Below are 16,190 nucleotides of genomic sequence, written 5' to 3'. Positions count from 1 at the left end.
GTCGGGTAAGGTCGTGCCCTAATCGGTGCCTTCTGTCGACACGAAGGCATGGTGGTGTGGCGAGCGCCCTGAGGCGTCGCCGGAGGAGCAGGAAGGAGCGAGGAGCGTATGACCGCCCGCTGGGTGGCTGCCGCGAGCAGCATCCGTTCCTCTGCCCGTCCGGGCTCCCCGGGAGCCGGTCACCGCAGCTGAGCCGGGTCGCCGCGTGGTGTCACGCGGGCCCCGCCCTGCGCGCCGGCGCGGGAGTCCTCCCTCTGAGAAGGGCTTCTCCGTTGTTCGATCCATCCCTGTTCGCGGATGCGACGACGTCCACCTCACCCTGCCCGCCGCACACGACTGGAGCACACGCATGACCGACGATCTCACCCTGCGCGCCGAGACGGCCGGTGACGAGGCAGCCATCAGGGCCGTGACCGCGGCCGCCTTCGGCAGGGCGGAGGAGGCCGACCTCGTCGAGGCGCTCCGCCGCGACCCGGCCTGGATCCCCGCCCTGTCACGGGTGGCGGTCTCCGGTGGCCGTGTCGTCGCCCACGCCCTGCTCACCCGCTGTCTCGTCGGCGAGACACCCGCGCTCGCCCTGGGCCCGGTCGCGGTCCTGCCCGAGAAGCAGCGCCAGGGGCTGGGCACGCTGGTCGTCGAGGACGTGCTGCGGGAGGCGCGGGAACGCGGCGAAAGTGCCGTGATCGTGCTCGGGCACCCCCCGTACTATCCCCGTTTCGGCTTCACCATCGCCTCCCGCCACGGCATCGGCGTCACCTTCGACGTGCCTGACGAGGCGTTGATGGCCCTGTCGCTGGACGGTGCGCCGCTGCCGTCCGGCACGATCCGCTACGCGCCTCCGTTCGGCGTCTGACGGACAGCCGCGGGCGCCACCCTCCCGGCGGCGCCCGCGGCGATCAGCGCCGGAACTCGCGCAGCGTGGTCGGCGGCCGGCCGTACGCAGGTGACTGAGATTTATGGTTCTGCTTCGGAATCAAGAAGCTTGGCGGCCGCATGAGGGTCCATGAGAGTGGACCAGATCTGCTCGTTCCCGATCAAGGAACGGTGGGGCATCCGTGCCTCGGGCGCCCTGCTCTGCGGATCGCATCCCGGCACGAGTTCTAGGACGAGGGCTACCAGGTCGGCAGGGACGGGTCCGGTGATCCGGACAGCGCAGTAGGTTTCGTGGCCATCGTCGGCGCGTACCTGGACGCCTACCACACTGGTTCCCAGGTCGACGCTGTGTTCGTACCCGTCACCCAGTGAGGCGCAGGTCAACCTGTGGACGGCTGGCGCAGGTGACGCAGCGCGCGGACACCGCTTTCGGCTTGGTAGCGGATGCGGTCCTCATCGGAGGGAAGGAGATGCCCGATATACGTGGCTCCGTTGATCGGCTGGGTGTGTTCGGTGTTGTATCGGGTCCGGGCAGCCTTCGCGTTGGCTTCCAGCGCGGCGTAGAAGTCGTCGACGGCGCCGTCCTCGCGCATGCCCGCGGCGATGATCCACGGCAGGTCCGCTTCCAGCCAAGCGGCTGCGCGCCAACGCTGGATCTTCACCTTGAACAGAATCTGATCGGTGATCGCGCGGATCCGCTCGTGTGGGGTGCCGGCGTCGGCGAACATGGCGGACGCCTTCACCAGCACCGGATGGTTGATCTCATCGAGTGGATCATCCACTGGCGGTGTCGGCAGGCGCAGATCGTCGCGAAGGGTGCGGAGGGTGGGGCGGGCGTGCTCCATTGCCGTGTCAGTCCTCCCGGACACCGCCGACGGCATTGATCTGCTCGACGGTGAGGCCGGTGAGCAGTGCGACGCGGGAGAGGTTGGAGCCGTCGAGCTTGCGCATGGACTCCATCATGCTGGAGCGGATCTCCTCGCGCCGTAGTTCCAGGTAAACCCGGACTGCTTCGGCGACCAGGTCCTTCTTCGTCAGGCCCAGGAAGTGAGCACCGTCAGAGATCAACTGGTCGACCTCGGGGGCGACCTTCAGCGGGGCGGTGGCCCGGCTGGTCTTCTCGGTCGCGCCGGACCCTGCTGTCTTGGCCATTGCACACACCCTTTCCTGGTACCCCATGGTACCGGCTGCTCCCATGGGGCCTCCAGGTTGAGTGCTGGCGCCTCATCGTTCGACAACATGCAGCAGTAGGTTGGGGCGTGCGCCTGCGGCGATCAGCGCCGGAACTCGCGCAGCGTGGTCGGCGGCCGGCCGCCGTAGCGCTCGATGCTCTCGGTGACCCGGTAGAGCGGGTGGTCGCCGGACCCGATGAGGCGGAAGATCGCCCACAGGTGCGTCAGGTGCTCGACCGTGTACGGGTCGCCGTAGACCTTCATGGCCCTGGCCTGCCACTCCTCGGGCGGCACGTCGGCGTACTCCGCCCCGAAGGCGTCGGCCACCTCGCCGATCGTCGCCATCTGCCCCGTCACCAGGCACACCGGGTCGGCGGGCGCCGGGTCGAGCAGCAGGCCGGCCGCAACCCTGGCCACGTCGGCGGCGGCGACGAGGGGGATCCGCGTGTCGCGCGGCCCCAGCGGGAGCGCCAGCCGGTCGCCCTCGGCGGCCACGGCCAGGTTCTCGAAGAAGACCGCGGCCCGCAGGTGCACCGCGCCCACTCCGGCCCGGTCGAGGACCTGCTCGGCCACCCAGTGCCGGCGCATGCGGGGCGTCAGCGCCTCGGGTGAGGCGTCCAGCTGCGACACGTCGACGACCCGTTCCAGCCCTTCCTCCCTGGCCGCCGCCGCCAGCACGGCCGTGGCGTCCAGCAGGCCCGCCGTCACCGGGTAGGTGAGGAACGCCCGATGGACGCCGCGCACGGCCTGCCGTACCGAGGTGATCTCCCGCAGGTCGCCGACCACCACCTCCGCGCCGCGCTCGCGCAGCTCGCCGGCCCGGCGGTCGTCGGAGCGCACGAACGCCCGCACCTGCACGCCGCTTTCCAGCAGCAGTTCGGCGACGTGCCGGCCGGTGGATCCCTGCGGCCCGCCCGCCGCGCCCGTGACGAGGATCATCGTTCCTCCGGCAGGTTCAGGGTGAACAGCCCGAGCCGCTCCAGGTCGCGCAGGAACGGCTCGGCGGGGAACGCCTCGGCCGGGCCGTACACGCCGGGGGAGGCGGGGCCCGCGCCGTCTGCCAGGCGCACGGCGGCCTCCACGGAGGTCAGCGCGCTCATCCGCCACAGGTCACGGCCGCTCGCCCGCCCCGCGCGGCCCCCGTCCTCGGCGATCACCTGTGTGGCCACGGTGAAGTCGGAGCCCGCCCTGGTGGCGGCGTCGACGTGCTCGCTGGCGAACACCTGCTCCTCCTGGAACGTGTGCGCCGTGAGCTGCGCCTCGACCTGCCGCGCCGGCACGTGCCTGGGCACGGTCAGCACCTCGGAGAACGGGACGGGCGCGATCATCGTGCGCGGGCCGAGCGGCGGAGGGAAGGGGAAGACGGCGTTGCGCGGCTCGACGTAGCCGATGTGCTGGGCGCCGTCGGCGTAGGTGATGCGCCGGGTGTCGGCGAACAGCAGCTCCGCCGTGCTCTTGGCGCCCGTGGTCAGCCGCCAGCCGCTCACCGCGTACGCGGTGATCACCCGGTCGACGCCCGTCATGCCCGCCGCCACGGCGCCGGCGAGCAGGTCTCCCAGGCCGCCGTAGAAGCTCATCGCCGTGACCATGGTGATGCCCGCCCGCCGGGCCGGCTCGGACATGGCGTCGAACATCCACTTCGTGTGGTGCTGCTCCAGGGCGTGGTCCACGTAGTGGCAGCCGCCTTCGGCCGCGGCGGTGGCGACGGGACCGCCGGTGTGCGTGAAGGGGCCCGCGCAGTGGATCAGCACGGCGGCCCGCTCGGCGAGCCGTCGTAACGCGGCGGGGTCGTCGAGCGCGGCCCGGTGCACGGGCGCGCCGCCGAGCTCGCCGGACAGGGCCTTCAGCCCGCCCTCGTCGCGCCCGGCCAGGATGACCTCGCGGCCGCGGGCATGGAGCTCGGCCGCCACGAGGCGCCCGGTGTGGCCGGTGGCGCCGTAGACGGCGATGTGCTGCGGTGCGGACACGGCTCGCCTCCATGTTCCATACTGAGGGTACGTAACTAGCCTCGAAGTTACGTACCGCGAGTATGCAAGTCAAGGGGAGAACGATGGCCGGCCGCACGCAGGCAGAGCGCTCAGACGAGACCACGGGGCGGCTGGTGCGAGCCGCTCGCCAGATGTTCGGCGCCGGGGGGTACGCGTCCACGTCGATCGACGCGGTGGCCGCCGCCGCGGGCGTCACCAAGGGAGCCGCCTACCACCACTTCGGCGGCAAGGTCGCCCTGTTCCGCGCCGCGTTCGTGCGCGAGTTGGAGGAGGTCTGCGCCGCGCTGGAACGGGCGGCGGGCGAGGAACGCGAGCCGATGGAGGCGCTGCGGCGCGGTTGCCGCACCTTCTTGGAGCACTGCCTCGACCCGGGGTTCCGGCAGATCGTGCTGCTGGACGCGCCGTCGGTGCTGAGCTGGGAGACCGTGCGGGCGATCGAGCACGATCACCTGCTGCGGGTCCTGCACGACGGCCTGCGCGTGGCGGTCGCGGGCGGCCAGGCCGCGGACGGTGATCTGCCCGTCCGCGCCCGGCTCGTCTTCGGTGCCCTGTGCGAGGGCGGGATGTTGCTGGCCCGCTCCCAGGACCCGGCGGCCGACCTGCCGCGGCTCGCCGCGGAGGCCGACCGCTTCCTGGAGGCGCTCAGGCGTTGATCAGCCGTGCGAGTCGGTGACGGTGCCCTTGAGCGTGGTCTGGCAGGACGGGCCGTTCGGGCCGTCGAAGCGGACGGAGTCGAAGAAGTCGCGGAAGTCGGGGTAGAAGTTCCCCTGGTCGCGCGGGCTGGTCACCGCGGAGCAGCCGCCGTAATCGGCCTCGGAGAACAGGTGGATCCACGAGTCGGTACGGTTCCAGTCGGACTTGGCGCGGTCGGCCATGCCCAGGGCGGCGAGGTCGGGGGTGTCGGCGTTGATCTCGATGAGGTCGCCCGTGCCGTCGAGGCCGGAGAACATGCAGTAATAGCCGTCACGGCAGCGGTCGTACCCGTCGGCCGCCTGGGCCGGGGTCGCCAGGGCGGCCAGAGCGGCGGCGGCGATCGGTAACGCCAGCATGTGAAGCTTCTTGCCCAACGTTCCTCCATGCTTGAAACTTTCCTTCGCCCCGAACATACATCGCACGATCTTGTCAGGAAAGGGGTTGATCGGCCCCTCTTGCGAGCCGTGCTCGGGCGTCCGCGTCGACGATGAGCGGCACGTCACCGCGGGCGGGCTGGACGATGGGGAGGAGACGGCGCGCTCGCACCCGCCACGTCCTTCGGCTTCCAGGCCACCCGGCCGGACGGAGGGTCAGCGGTCCACGTGCAGCCTGCCGAACTCGATCCGCGGGGTCGCGCCGGCGAAGTTGCGGTCGACCTCGGCCCGCTCGGCGCTGCTCGGGTTCGCGTTCGTGCAGCTCACCGGCGCGCTCGACCCCGACATCAGGTCAGAGCACCGGCCGGTGCGCCGGTCCGGGAGACCCAGGATGTGGCCCATCTCGTGGGCGGCGATGCGCAGCGGGTCGTAGCCCTGGCCGGTCGCCTGCCGGCCCATCCAGATCGTGCCGCGGCCCAGCCCGGTGGGCAGCGCCCGCGGCCAGCCGTTGTCGGCGTACACGACGAAGTCGGCGGGTGTGCCACGGACGAGCCGGACGTTCGACACGCTGGAGTTCCAGACCTGCGCCGCCCGGTCCACGGCGCTCACGAACTCGGCCGCGCGGCTCGCGTCGTACCGGATCACCCTGACCATGGATGCGGCCTGCGCGGGCGAGCTGACCAGCAGGATCGCGAGGCCGACGGCTAAGGAGAGCATGAGACGGAGGGATCGTGGCATGGGGGCCTCCTCGGGGGTGGGGTGCCGCAACGGTATGTGCGCCACGCGTCCGGGAGACGTCCCAAATCGCCCCTATTACGGTGGTATGGAGCTACGTGGCCTGCGCGAGGACGGTCGCCGTGCGAAGGAACGGGCAGGACACACAGGCTTCGGCCGGCGTCCGCCACGACGACCGCATCTTCGACCGCGGCAGGAGCCGGGGCGGAGTGCCAAGGCCGGCGCCGGGATGCCCGGGCTCACCCCGGCGCGCTCGCCCTCCGTATGCTCGGTCACCTTGACGCAGTGGTGGGGGAGCGCGTCTGGCTGACCGGGAGCGCCGCACTCAGGTTCGGAGGCGGGGCAGAGATGACGAACCCTGCGTCCCTTGGGCACGGGAAGGACGGACGATCGTGATTCGGGTGTTGCTGGCGGAGGACATGGAGCTCGTCCGCGGGGCCATCGTCGCGCTGCTGGAGTTGGAGAGCGATCTGACGGTCGTCGCCGAGGTGGGCTCGGGGGATGCGGCGGTGGCGGCGGCCCTGGAGCACCGGCCGGACGTGGCGGTGCTCGACGTGCTCATGCCCGGTGAGCTGGACGGGCTCGCTGCGGCCGGTGTCCTGGCGGAGCGGTTGCCCGAGTGCCGGGTGGTGATTTTGACATCGCTGGGGCGGCCGGAGACGTTGCGCCAGGCGCTGGCGTCCGAGGCCAGCGGGTTCATGCTCAAGGACGCGCCCCCCGCGCAGCTGGCGGAGGCGATCCGCAAGGTGGTCGCGGGAGAGCGCGTGCTCGACCCGGATCTGGCCGCGCAGGCGATCATGAGCAGACCGAACCCTCTGAGCGAGCGGGAGATCGGGGTGCTGCGGATGGCGGCAGGTGGCATGGAGGCCTCGGAGATCGCCTCGACGCTCTACCTGTCCAAAGGCACGGTGCGCAACTACCTGGGGGCGATCGTCACCAAGCTAGGTGCGCGCAACCGGCTCGACGCCGTCCGCATCGCGACCGAAGCCGGTTGGCTGTAGGACGAGGAGCTCATACCCTCCGGGGACATGGGAGGCGCGCAGGGTGCCGCCGTGGGCGCTCACCCGCTGGGTCAGGTTGCGCAGGCCCTGGCCGGGCGGGGCGGCGCCGGTGTCGGTGACGCCGTCGTTGGCGATCCGCAGGCATGCGATGGCGTCCTGCGAGGTGAGCTCGATGCGGCAGAGCTGGGCACGGCTGTGGCGCAGGACGTTGGTGACCGCCTCGCGCAGCACCGTGGCCAGCAGCGCGTCGATCTCGGAGGGGAGTCCGACGACGGGATCGGCGTGGACACCGGCTCCCGCGGCGGACAGCACCTCATGGGCGGAGGCCAGCTCGGTCGCCAGCGACAACTTCTGGCCGCGGTCGCGGGGGATGGCGGCCACGTCGGCGAGGGCACGCTCGGCGATGCGGGTGATGTCGGCGAGCTGCTCGGCACTCCGCTCAGGCATCCGGACGGCCAGCTCTCCCTTCACCACGATGGCCGACAGGCTGTAGCCCAGCAGATCGTGGACATCACGGGCGATGCGGCGGCGCTCCCTCTCCAGTGCGATCCCGGCCAGAGCCAGGCGGGCCTGGCGAACCTGGGCGACCATGTCGGTGTGCAGGGCCAGGCCATGGAACATGACCGCGATGGCCAGAGCGTTGAACGTCCAGTACAGGTTTTCCGCCGGAGCGACGCCGCGCAGTGCCATCGCGACGGCGGTCGCCGCCAGCACGGCGCCGACCGCAGGGAATGCCGCCCAGCGTGTCCACAAGATGAGCAGCGAGCCCGCGACGAAGCCGATCAGCTGCGGGTAGGGACGCTCGGGGAAGAACAGCGGCGCCAGGGCGAGGGCAAGTTGCAGCGGAAGCGTCCATGCCGCGTGCGCGGGCCGGACGCCGGGCGGCCGGGGCCATGAGTGGCGCAGTTGCAGGCCCGTGACCCCGGTCAGGATCAGGAGGCTGAGGGCCAGGACGGCGGGAGGCATCGCCGCACGCCACAGGAACACCGCAGAGACGATCAGGAACCCCAGGTGTGCGGTCACCAGGATGGGGAGCGCGAGCCGGGGTGTGAGGTCGTCGACGTTGGGCTGGGCCGGGGCTGGAGGAGCCTGCCTGGCACGCGCGGCGGCCCTGCGGGCCAGGGCGACGATCTCGCCGGTACGCCCCTGCTCCGCCAGGGCGGTGATGGCCGACAAGCTGGAGCCCAGGACGCTTTCGAACTCGAGTGAGGCACGCTCGCGTTCTTCGGCGACCGTCGCCTCGGCCAGTTCGTCGCGGGCGGCGTGCAGTTCGGCGCGCAGGTCGTTCAGCCGGGTGACGCCGAACACCACCAGGCCTTGCGTGAGTGCGTTGACCATGGCGTTCACGCAGGTGTAGGCGTCGGCCGTGTTGAGCAGGCCGGTGACGGCCACAACGGCTCCGGTCAGCACCCAGCGCGCGGGGCCGCGCACGATCAGGAGCACGGAGGCGGCGAGCAGCCCGGGAGCGCCCTGCCCGGCCCACACGAACAACAAGGCCTGCGCCACGAGGGTCCACGGGCCGACCAGGCGGCGCGGGCGCGGCAGGCTGTGGACGACCTGCAGGATCACCATGACGATCGCGGGAACGCCGGGCAGCGGCGCCAGCGGATCGAACGCCACCCCGGCCAGGACCACCAGGATGATCACCACGGCGAAGAATTATACCGAGATGTACGGATCGTGCATTTCGTCAAGAGCACTGGTGTCCCTGACACTGGTCCGATATCACCACAGATCGGCAGGGTTGCGCTCATGAAAGCGCACCTCACCCGCATCGTGGCCACGGCACTGGCCGGCGCCGTGATCCTCACAGCAGGCCAGGCCACGGCATCCGCAAGCCCGGTCACGCCGATGACCGACCTGCCTGGACTGGCCGAGATGGTCGACCGGATCGTCCCCGAGCAGTTGGCCAAGGAGCGCATTCCCGGCGCGGCGGTCGTCGTGGTCTCCGGCGGGCGTACGGTCCTCGCCAAGGGATACGGTGTCGCCGACGTGGCCACGCGCCGGCCGGTCGACCCCCGGCGCACCGGCTTCTTCACCGGTTCGCTCGCCAAGCTGTTCACCGCCACGGCCGCGCTGCAACTCGTGGACGACGGCAAGCTCGACCTGCGAGCGGACGTCAACAGGTATCTGACCACGTTCAAGATCAAGAATACCTTTCCAGGGCGGCCGGTCACCCTGGAACACCTCCTGACGTACACGGCTGGCTTCGACGACGACATCGTCGGGCTCGCCGAGGCCGATGCGGAAGACGTCGGCTCTCTGCGGGACAGCCTGGCCGGCCGGCAACCGCGCCGGGTACGTCCGCCCGGCACGCGCGTCGCCTACGACAACTACGGCATGGCCCTGGCCGGCCACCTCGTGGAGGCCGCCTCCGGACAGCCGTACGCGGAGTACGTCGAGCAGCACGTACTCGAGCCGCTCGGCATGAACGCCACCAGCCTGGCCGTACCGCACGCCGCGGCACTCGACGCCGCCCTCGCCGGCGCCTACCGCCCGAGCGCGGAGGGCTACGCCACGGTCAAAGGCCAGTACGGCCCTTGGGCTCCCACGGGAACCGGCCCCGTCTCCACCCCCGCCGACATGGGCCGCTTCATGCTCGCCCACCTCAGCGACGATCCGCGCATGGGCGAGAACGTCGCCCGCCGCCTTCGGGAGCAGCACTATGCCCAGGACCCACGCATCCCGGGTATGGGCTACGCCTTCGAGCAGCGCTCGCGCAACGGCCACCGGCTTGTCTATAAGGACGGCGAGGTGCCTGGCCACCACAACGTCATGGCTCTGCTCCCGGAGCAGGACCTCGGGATCTACGTCGTCTACAACGGCGACGGCGTCGGCCAGGTCGCGGGCTGGAGCGGTCAGAGCCTCGTCAATCAGATCATCGACCAGTATTTTCCCCTGCCCCCGGCCGGCACACTGGCCGTCTCCGGCGGGGACATGACGCGCTACGCCGGCACCTACCGCTCTACCCGCACCAGCCGGACCAGCCTCATGAAGGTCAGCGCGCTGTTCGCCACGCCAAGCGTCCAGGCCAACACCGACGGCACGCTCACCACCACTGGCCTTTCGCCGGATCCGGAAAGGACGACCCAGCACTGGGTGCCGATCGGGCCGGGTCTCTTCCAGGAGCGCGACGGCCAGGCGAAGATCGCCTTCGACGACGAGGGCACGCTGTCCAGCTCGATGAACCCGTCCGAGGCGCTGGAGAAGCTGGCCTGGTCAGAAGAGCCGATGCTGCACATGGTCCTGTTGGGCTCCAGCGCCCTGGTCTTCGTGCTGGCCTTCCTCACCCTGCCGATCACGGCCTTGGTCCGGGTCCTGCGCGGGCGTTCCCGTCCCGGAGCCCGGCCGCAGCCGGCCGGTGCCCGTGTCGCCCGGCTGATGGCCTGGATCACCGCCGCCCTGGTGACGGTCTTCGTCGGCGGGATCGCCATGACCATGTCCGACCCGAACGTGGTCATAGAGCTGACCACTCTCTACGCGCCCCGGCTGGCCGTGCTGCCGATCGTCGCCACGGCCGGGCTCGTGGTCTCCGTCCTGGTCGCCTGCTGCGCGGTGGCGGCCTGGGTGAAGGGCTGGTGGGGCCGGCCAGGACGGCTGTACTACACGGCGCTCGCCCTGGCCGGTGTGATGTTCTTCAAGATGGCCATGACCTACAACCTCCTCGCTCTGCCGTTCCCGACGAACTGACGGCCCGTCAAGCGCCGATCCGGGTGTTCGCGCAGCATGCGCTCACACGAGTGCGGACCCCACGTCTCAGCCGACGGTGACGTCGAGGAAGATGGGCTTCTTGCCGGCCAGCAGCGGGGTGCCGTCCTCGTCGGTCATCTTCCAGAAGATCTTGCAGCGGCCGGGGGAGTCGGCGGCGCGCACGCGTACTTTGATGTCGACCGTCTCCCCGGGCAGCACCGGTCCGATCCCGACCCGTTCCGGCGCCTTGCACGGGGTGTCGTTCATGCGGGTCAGATAGCGGTCCTGCCACGGGACGGTGCCCGCGTTGCGGATGCGCCAGACCTTGTCGAAGGAGGCGCCCCGCTCCACCACGCTCCCGTCGGGGAAGGTCACGTCCCCTTCGAAGGCGGAGTCGTCGCGCGGCGAGACGGTCTGCGACGGGGTGGGCTGGGCCGTGGGTTCGTTCTCGTCGCTCTCTCCGAGCAGCGGCAGCACCCAGCCGAGCAGGATGGCGGCGACCCCGATCACGCCGGTCGCCGCGGCGAGCACGGTCGCCTTCTTGACCGGCGGCGTACGGCGAGCGCCCGGTCGCGGGCCGGAGGACGGTTCCGGGCCGCCGGAGGATGGTGCGGAACCATCGGTAGGTGGTCCGGGACCGTCGAGCGGTGCGCCGGCCTCCCCTGCCTGCGCCTGCTCCCAGAGCCTCCGCCACTCGCGCCTGACCTGCTCGGGATCGCGGCCGAGCCGGTCGACCGCCAGGACGCGGACGAACTCCCACGTCGTCTCCCAGCTCGGCAGCGCGCTGCCCCGGGCGGCGGCCGCCAGCGACGACTTCGAGGCCGCCGCGCCGAGCCGGCCGGCCATGTCGGCGAACGAAGGGTCGCCCGCCTCCTCCTTGAGCTCCCAGAGGCGGTGGGCGAGCAGGGAAACGGGACCGGCGCCAGGGTCAGGCCGGATCGGCCGGCGCCCTCGCCGGGATCCCGTGCCTTCGTCCTGCGGTCCGGAGGACTCCGCCATCCCACCCCTGCTTCGGTCGAGCGCCCGTGCGGCTGCAGAACCGCACCACGTCCAGACGGAACGAGGTTATCAAAGGTGTCCTGGCCGGCCGGACCCCTGGCGGGAGCCCTCTCGGGTGCGGGCCCCGGCCGGGTGGATGCCACCGCGAATTCACTCGGCCGGGGCCCCGAGGCGCCTCGGCGGCGAGCGCCCAGGCGATCAGGAGCGGCGTGTCAGCCGCCGCAGCGGTGGGGGAAGGAGGCGGTGACGGTGCGGATGCCCTCGTCGCCGTAGGAGCAGGTGAAGCACCTGGTCCTGCCGCGCACGACGTCGAGGGCCGGTTGCCGTCGCGGTGCTTTCCCCCACCACTGTTGCCCGCCGCCCAGGCTCCTGCCAAGCCATCAATGTCCGAACATTGTCCAGCGGACGTTGGACAAATGAACGCGCTGGTCAGAGGGGCATGATGAAGGAACGGGCCGGTCACGGGAACGCGCCGGACGAGCTGCTTTCGCGGGGCGTCAGCCGGTGGGGGACGCGCACCTCTCTCGGCTCGCCCGTGGCGCCGGCGAGGCGGTCGGCGAGCAGCGACACCGCCGACTCGGCGATCAGCGCCTTGCCGGGGGAGACGGTCGACAGCGAGGGCGTGGCGAAACGGCCGTCCTCGATGTCGTCGAAGCCCATCACCATGACGTCCTGCGGCACCCGGTATCCGCGCGAGAGCAGCGTGCGCAGGGCGCCGAGCGCCAGGGCGTCGTTGAAGCAGAAGACCGCGTCGGGCGCGTCCGCCTCCAGCAGCGCCGCCATCGCCTCGGCCCCGCCCGTCCGGTGCCACGCCGGGGCGTGGGCGATGAGCGACGGGTCCGCCGCCAGACCGCAGGCGGCCAGCGCCTGCCGGTAGCCCTTCAGCCGCAGGCGGGCGGTCGCCGCCGAGGGCGCGCGCTGGGCGCCGAGCGCCGCTATCCGGCGCCGTCCCCGCTCGGCCAGGTGGAGGGTGGCCGCGCGGGCGGCGGCCACGTTGTCGATGCCGGCATGGTCGTACGGGGCTCGCCGGCCGACGCGCTCGCCCAGCAGCACCATCGGCGTGCGGTCCTCCCGCCCGGTCAGGTCGCGCTGGGTGAGGGCGAGCGGGCTGAACAGCAGGCCGTCGATCAGGTGGGACCGGCTGCCTCCGACGACGAGGCGCTCCTTGTCCGGGTCGCCCTGGGTCTGGTCGACGAGCACGGTCCAGCCCCGCTGGCCGGCGGCGGAGATGACGTGGGTGGCCAGCTCGGCGAAGTAGGGGTTGTCCAGGTCGGGCACGGCCAGGGCGACCACGCCGGAGCGGCCCGACCGCAGGTTCCTGGCCGACAGGTTGGGCCGGTAGGACAGCTCGGCGATGGCGGCCTGCACCCGTTCCCTGGTGGCCGCGCTCACGTGCGGATGGCCGTTGACCACGTTGGAGACGGTCTTGATGGACACTCCGGCGCGCTCCGCGACGTCCTTGAGTCGTGCCCGCACTCCGGCCCCCTTCCGCCGCCGATGACCCTACAGTGCCCGGTTTACAACGCTGTAACGACTTTCGCGCTGCCTGTTTACAACGTTAGAACCAACGATGTAGAACGGGGCAACATCACATGGGCAGGAGTGATTCACATGTCCCTGGAGAGCCTGACCCGGCGACGCGCGCTCGGCCTCGGCCTCGGAGCGATGGTGCTCGCCGGATGCGGCGGGGGCGGCGGCCCGAAGCAGGCGGCCCAGCAGTCGAGCGGACCGGCCACGGCGGCGCCCACCAGCTACACGGGCCCCACGGTGTCCCTCGCCTTCTGGAACGGGTTCACCGGCGGCGACGGGCCCTTCATGAAGCGGCTCGTCGAGCAGTTCAACAGCGCCCACCCGAACATCAAGATCACGATGAACGTCTATCAGTGGTCCGACTACTACTCGAAGGTGCCCGCGGCGGTGTCCGCAGGCAGGGGGCCCGACCTCGGCATCATGCACGTCGACAGCGTGGCAACCAACGCCGCCCGGCAGGTCGTGCTGCCGCTCGACGACCTGGCCGCCTCGCTCAGCCTTACCGAGGCGGACTTCTCGCCGCCCGTCTGGCAGGCCGGCGTCTACAAGGGCGCGCGCTACTCCATCCCGCTCGACGTGCACCCGCTCGGCATGTTCTACAACAAGACCGTCCTGTCCAAGGCGGGGCTCGACCCGGACAACCCGCCCAAGACGGGCGAGGAATACCTGGCCGCGCTGGAAACCCTGAAGAAGGCCGGGGTGCAGGGTCACTGGGCCACGCCGTTCCCCTTCACCGGGAGCATGCAGTTCGGCAGCCTGCTCCACCAGAACGGCGGCCGGCTGTTCGCCGACGACGCCGGCGTCTCCCGCTTCGCCGAGGAGCCCGGCGTGCAGGCGCTCACCTGGCTGGTCGATCTGGTCGACAAGGGCTACAGCCCGAAGAACGTGGGCCAGGACGCCGACTTCATCGCCCTGCAGAACGGCAAGGCCGCCTTCAACTGGAACGGCATCTGGTCCATCAACACGCTCCGGGAGCACGAGGACCTGGAGTGGGGCGTGGCGCCGCTGCCCCAGATCGGCACCGAGCCCGCCGCCTGGGCCGGCTCGCACCAGTTCGTGATCTTCAAGCAGCGCCGGCCCGACCAGAACAAGCTGACCGCCGCCAAGGTGTTCATCAACTGGATCAGCGGCCACTCCATCGAGTGGGCCAAGGCCGGGCAGGTGCCCGCGCGCAAGAGCATCCGCGAGAGCGCGGAGTTCAAAGGGCTGAAGGAGCAGGCGGCGATCGGCTCCCAGATCGACCACCTGTACTTCCTGCCGCCCGTGGCCGGCATCGGCGACGCCTCCGCGGTGGTCGACCAGGCCGTCAACGCGGCGATCCTGCTGAAGAAGAGCCCCAAGGACGCCCTCACCGAGGCGGCGGCCAAGGCGGACAAGATCCTTGAGCAGAACCGGAAGAAGTACGGCGCCTGATGGTCTCGCTCACCCTGAAGGGTGCCGCGTCCCGCACGGCCACCGCCGTTCCCCGGTCGGGACGCGCCACCCCCTACCTCTTCCTGGCCCCCTACCTGCTGCTCTTCGTCGTGTTCGTGCTGGCCCCGGCGATCTACGGGATCTGGATCAGCCTGCACGACTGGGACTACCTGCTGGAGGCCAGGCCGTTCGTCGGGCTGGGCAACTACACCGCCCTGTTCGATCCGGAATCGGCGGTCTACGCCGACTTCTGGATGTCGATGCGGGCCACCGGCATCTTCACGCTGTTCAGCGTGCCGTTCCTGGTGGTGCTGCCGCTCGGGCTGGCGCTGTTGCTCCACCGGCCGTTCAGGGGGCGGACGTTCTTCCGCGGGCTGTTCTTCGCGCCGTACGTGCTGGGGGTGGCCGTGGTCAGCCTCATGTGGCGGCTGCTGCTCGACCCGAACCTCGGCCTGGTCGACTGGCTGCTCGGCACCGACATCGGCTGGACGACCTCGCTCCCCTGGGCGTGGATCGCGCTGGTCGGCGTGACCGTCTGGTGGACGATCGGCTTCAACGGCGTGATCTATCTCGCGGGCATGCAGGACATCCCGCGCGACCTCTACGACGCCGCCAAGGTGGACGGCGCCGGCAGGTGGGCCGAGTTCCGCCACGTGACGCTGCCCGGCCTGCGGCCCGTCGCGTTGTTCGTGGTCACCACGACGATCCTGGCCTCGGCCAACATGTTCGGCCAGTCGTACCTGCTGACCCAGGGGGCGCCGGGCGGTGAGACCAGGACGGCGATCTACTACATCCTCGACCAGGGTCTCAGCCAGTACAAGATGGGCAGCGCCGCGGCCATGAGCTACGTGCTGACGCTCGCCCTGATCCTGGTCAGCGTGCTCAACTTCCGCCTGTTCAGGAGGCGCTCGTGAAGCGCTACACGCTGCTCGCCGCGCTGGCCGTGGTGTTCGTGTCGCCGCTGCTGTGGGCGCTCGGCACCTCGCTGAAGAGCCAGTCGGAGGCCACCAGGATGCCGCCGACGTTGTTCCCGACCGAGCCGGTCACCCGGGCGTACGGGACCCTCTTCGAAGGCACGACGCAGACGCCGGTGCTGCGCTGGTTCGCCAACAGCCTGATCGCGGCCACCCTGCACATGCTGCTCGTCCTCGTGGTGTCGTCGCTGGCCGCGTACGCGCTGGCCAGGCTGGAGTTCCGGGGCAAGCGGCTGATGTTCGCCGTCATCGTCGGCACGCTGCTGGTGCCGGGGTTCGTCTTCCTCATCCCGCAGTTCCTGATCATCGACCAGCTGGGCTGGCTCGACAGCCTGACCGCGCTGATCGTGCCGGGCGCGGCGGGCGCGTTCGGGGTGTTCTTCCTGCGTCAGTTCTTCCTCGGCCTGCCCCGCGAGCTCGACGAGGCCGCGCTGGTCGAAGGGGCCAACCACTGGCAGATCTTCACCAGGATCACGCTGCCGCTGTCGAAGCCCGCGCTGGCCACGCTCGCGGTACTGAGCTTCCTGGCCAACTGGAACGACTTCATCTGGCCGATCTTCGTGATCTTCAGCCCGGAGTACTTCACGCTCCCGCCAGGGCTGTCCATCCTCCAGGGCGCCTACACGATCGACTATCCGGTGATCATGGCGGGCGCCGTGCTGGCCAGCGTTCCGGTGCTGATCCTGTTCGCGCTGACCCAGCGTTACGTCATCGAGGGCATCTCTCGCAGTGGGTTGAAAGGCTGATA

The 16,190-nt window shown here is 70.7% G+C and carries 16 protein-coding genes; 7 read left to right on the top strand and 9 right to left on the bottom strand.

The window, feature by feature from the left end; translation table 11 throughout:
- The first annotated feature begins 349 nt into the window (after nucleotides 1–349).
- Entirely contained in the window at nucleotides 350–853 is a 504-nt protein-coding gene (locus ACZ6SA_RS00780) for a GNAT family N-acetyltransferase (protein ID WP_465825861.1), read from the top strand.
- A gap of 400 nt (nucleotides 854–1,253) precedes the next feature.
- Here ACZ6SA_RS00780 and ACZ6SA_RS00775 read toward each other — a convergent pair whose 3' ends face one another.
- The 4 genes from ACZ6SA_RS00775 to ACZ6SA_RS00760 form a co-directional block, all read right to left on the bottom strand.
- Complete coding sequence (locus ACZ6SA_RS00775; RefSeq protein WP_465825860.1) at nucleotides 1,254–1,718, bottom strand: hypothetical protein; 465 nt, start codon at nucleotides 1,716–1,718, stop codon at nucleotides 1,254–1,256.
- Nucleotides 1,719–1,725: 7 nt separating this feature from the next.
- Entirely contained in the window at nucleotides 1,726–2,025 is a 300-nt protein-coding gene (locus ACZ6SA_RS00770) for a hypothetical protein (protein ID WP_465825859.1), read from the bottom strand.
- Nucleotides 2,026–2,147: 122 nt separating this feature from the next.
- Complete coding sequence (locus ACZ6SA_RS00765) at nucleotides 2,148–2,984, bottom strand: NmrA family NAD(P)-binding protein (protein WP_465825857.1); 837 nt, start codon at nucleotides 2,982–2,984, stop codon at nucleotides 2,148–2,150.
- The gene (locus ACZ6SA_RS00760; RefSeq protein ID WP_465825855.1) at nucleotides 2,981–4,012 is read right to left on the bottom strand and encodes a saccharopine dehydrogenase NADP-binding domain-containing protein; all 1,032 of its coding nucleotides are present in this window, start codon (nucleotides 4,010–4,012) and stop codon (nucleotides 2,981–2,983) included. The genes ACZ6SA_RS00765 and ACZ6SA_RS00760 overlap by 4 nt, the downstream gene beginning before the upstream one ends.
- Nucleotides 4,013–4,095: 83 nt before the next feature.
- Here ACZ6SA_RS00760 and ACZ6SA_RS00755 point away from each other — a divergent pair, with 83 nt between their 5' ends.
- Entirely contained in the window at nucleotides 4,096–4,686 is a 591-nt protein-coding gene (locus ACZ6SA_RS00755) for a TetR/AcrR family transcriptional regulator (RefSeq protein ID WP_347642123.1), read from the top strand.
- On the opposite strand, the gene ACZ6SA_RS00750 is transcribed toward ACZ6SA_RS00755, so the two are convergent.
- Together ACZ6SA_RS00750 and ACZ6SA_RS00745 are read right to left on the bottom strand one after the other, a co-directional pair.
- Complete coding sequence (locus tag ACZ6SA_RS00750) at nucleotides 4,687–5,082, bottom strand: peptidase inhibitor family I36 protein (RefSeq protein WP_347642124.1); 396 nt, start codon at nucleotides 5,080–5,082, stop codon at nucleotides 4,687–4,689.
- A gap of 234 nt (nucleotides 5,083–5,316) precedes the next feature.
- Nucleotides 5,317–5,838, bottom strand: coding sequence for a snapalysin family zinc-dependent metalloprotease (locus ACZ6SA_RS00745; RefSeq protein WP_347642125.1), 522 nt, complete (start codon nucleotides 5,836–5,838; stop codon nucleotides 5,317–5,319).
- Between the two features lie 389 nt (nucleotides 5,839–6,227).
- On the opposite strand from ACZ6SA_RS00745, the gene ACZ6SA_RS00740 reads away from it, so the two are divergent.
- A complete protein-coding gene (locus ACZ6SA_RS00740; protein ID WP_347642126.1) occupies nucleotides 6,228–6,836 on the top strand; it encodes a response regulator transcription factor in 609 nt (202 codons plus the stop codon).
- On the opposite strand, the gene ACZ6SA_RS00735 is transcribed toward ACZ6SA_RS00740, so the two are convergent.
- Nucleotides 6,777–8,486, bottom strand: coding sequence for a sensor histidine kinase (locus ACZ6SA_RS00735; protein ID WP_347642127.1), 1,710 nt, complete (start codon nucleotides 8,484–8,486; stop codon nucleotides 6,777–6,779). The genes ACZ6SA_RS00740 and ACZ6SA_RS00735 overlap by 60 nt on opposite strands.
- A 102-nt stretch (nucleotides 8,487–8,588) precedes the next feature.
- On the opposite strand from ACZ6SA_RS00735, the gene ACZ6SA_RS00730 reads away from it, so the two are divergent.
- Complete coding sequence (locus tag ACZ6SA_RS00730; protein ID WP_465825852.1) at nucleotides 8,589–10,526, top strand: serine hydrolase; 1,938 nt, start codon at nucleotides 8,589–8,591, stop codon at nucleotides 10,524–10,526.
- Nucleotides 10,527–10,592: 66 nt separating this feature from the next.
- Here the strand turns inward: ACZ6SA_RS00730 and ACZ6SA_RS00725 are convergent, their stop codons facing one another.
- Nucleotides 10,593–11,525 carry an NBR1-Ig-like domain-containing protein gene (locus ACZ6SA_RS00725; RefSeq protein WP_465825851.1) on the bottom strand — a complete coding sequence of 311 codons (933 nt, stop codon included), beginning with the start codon at nucleotides 11,523–11,525 and terminating at the stop codon, nucleotides 10,593–10,595.
- 459 nt (nucleotides 11,526–11,984) lie between these two features.
- Nucleotides 11,985–13,001 carry a LacI family DNA-binding transcriptional regulator gene (locus ACZ6SA_RS00720; RefSeq protein WP_465825849.1) on the bottom strand — a complete coding sequence of 339 codons (1,017 nt, stop codon included), beginning with the start codon at nucleotides 12,999–13,001 and terminating at the stop codon, nucleotides 11,985–11,987.
- 135 nt (nucleotides 13,002–13,136) lie between these two features.
- Here ACZ6SA_RS00720 and ACZ6SA_RS00715 point away from each other — a divergent pair, with 135 nt between their 5' ends.
- Genes ACZ6SA_RS00715 through ACZ6SA_RS00705 form a run of 3 tightly spaced genes read left to right on the top strand, consistent with a single transcriptional unit; the run spans nucleotide 13,137 to nucleotide 16,188 of the window.
- The gene (locus ACZ6SA_RS00715; protein WP_465825848.1) at nucleotides 13,137–14,468 is read left to right on the top strand and encodes an ABC transporter substrate-binding protein; all 1,332 of its coding nucleotides are present in this window, start codon (nucleotides 13,137–13,139) and stop codon (nucleotides 14,466–14,468) included.
- Nucleotides 14,468–15,382 carry a carbohydrate ABC transporter permease gene (locus ACZ6SA_RS00710; RefSeq protein ID WP_465825847.1) on the top strand — a complete coding sequence of 305 codons (915 nt, stop codon included), beginning with the start codon at nucleotides 14,468–14,470 and terminating at the stop codon, nucleotides 15,380–15,382. Before ACZ6SA_RS00715 ends, ACZ6SA_RS00710 begins: the two co-directional genes overlap by 1 nt.
- Nucleotides 15,379–16,188 carry a carbohydrate ABC transporter permease gene (locus ACZ6SA_RS00705; RefSeq protein ID WP_347642133.1) on the top strand — a complete coding sequence of 270 codons (810 nt, stop codon included), beginning with the start codon at nucleotides 15,379–15,381 and terminating at the stop codon, nucleotides 16,186–16,188. Before ACZ6SA_RS00710 ends, ACZ6SA_RS00705 begins: the two co-directional genes overlap by 4 nt.
- The last annotated feature ends 2 nt before the right edge of the window (nucleotides 16,189–16,190 follow it).

It is taken from the genome of Nonomuraea sp. NPDC049378 (assembly GCF_055586745.1).
Note: the sequence above shows the minus strand (reverse complement) of the source record. Positions and strands in the feature narration are given on the sequence as shown.

Coding starts and splice junctions, on each gene's coding strand:
- ACZ6SA_RS00725 (WP_465825851.1), bottom strand. CDS start 11,525: ATGGCGGAGTCCTCCGGACCGCAGGACGAAGGCACGGGATCCCGGCGA.
- ACZ6SA_RS00710 (WP_465825847.1), top strand. CDS start 14,468: ATGGTCTCGCTCACCCTGAAGGGTGCCGCGTCCCGCACGGCCACCGCC.
- ACZ6SA_RS00775 (WP_465825860.1), bottom strand. CDS start 1,718: ATGGAGCACGCCCGCCCCACCCTCCGCACCCTTCGCGACGATCTGCGC.
- ACZ6SA_RS00755 (WP_347642123.1), top strand. CDS start 4,096: ATGGCCGGCCGCACGCAGGCAGAGCGCTCAGACGAGACCACGGGGCGG.
- ACZ6SA_RS00730 (WP_465825852.1), top strand. CDS start 8,589: ATGAAAGCGCACCTCACCCGCATCGTGGCCACGGCACTGGCCGGCGCC.
- ACZ6SA_RS00780 (WP_465825861.1), top strand. CDS start 350: ATGACCGACGATCTCACCCTGCGCGCCGAGACGGCCGGTGACGAGGCA.
- ACZ6SA_RS00765 (WP_465825857.1), bottom strand. CDS start 2,984: ATGATCCTCGTCACGGGCGCGGCGGGCGGGCCGCAGGGATCCACCGGC.
- ACZ6SA_RS00745 (WP_347642125.1), bottom strand. CDS start 5,838: ATGCCACGATCCCTCCGTCTCATGCTCTCCTTAGCCGTCGGCCTCGCG.
- ACZ6SA_RS00770 (WP_465825859.1), bottom strand. CDS start 2,025: ATGGCCAAGACAGCAGGGTCCGGCGCGACCGAGAAGACCAGCCGGGCC.
- ACZ6SA_RS00715 (WP_465825848.1), top strand. CDS start 13,137: ATGTCCCTGGAGAGCCTGACCCGGCGACGCGCGCTCGGCCTCGGCCTC.
- ACZ6SA_RS00750 (WP_347642124.1), bottom strand. CDS start 5,082: ATGCTGGCGTTACCGATCGCCGCCGCCGCTCTGGCCGCCCTGGCGACC.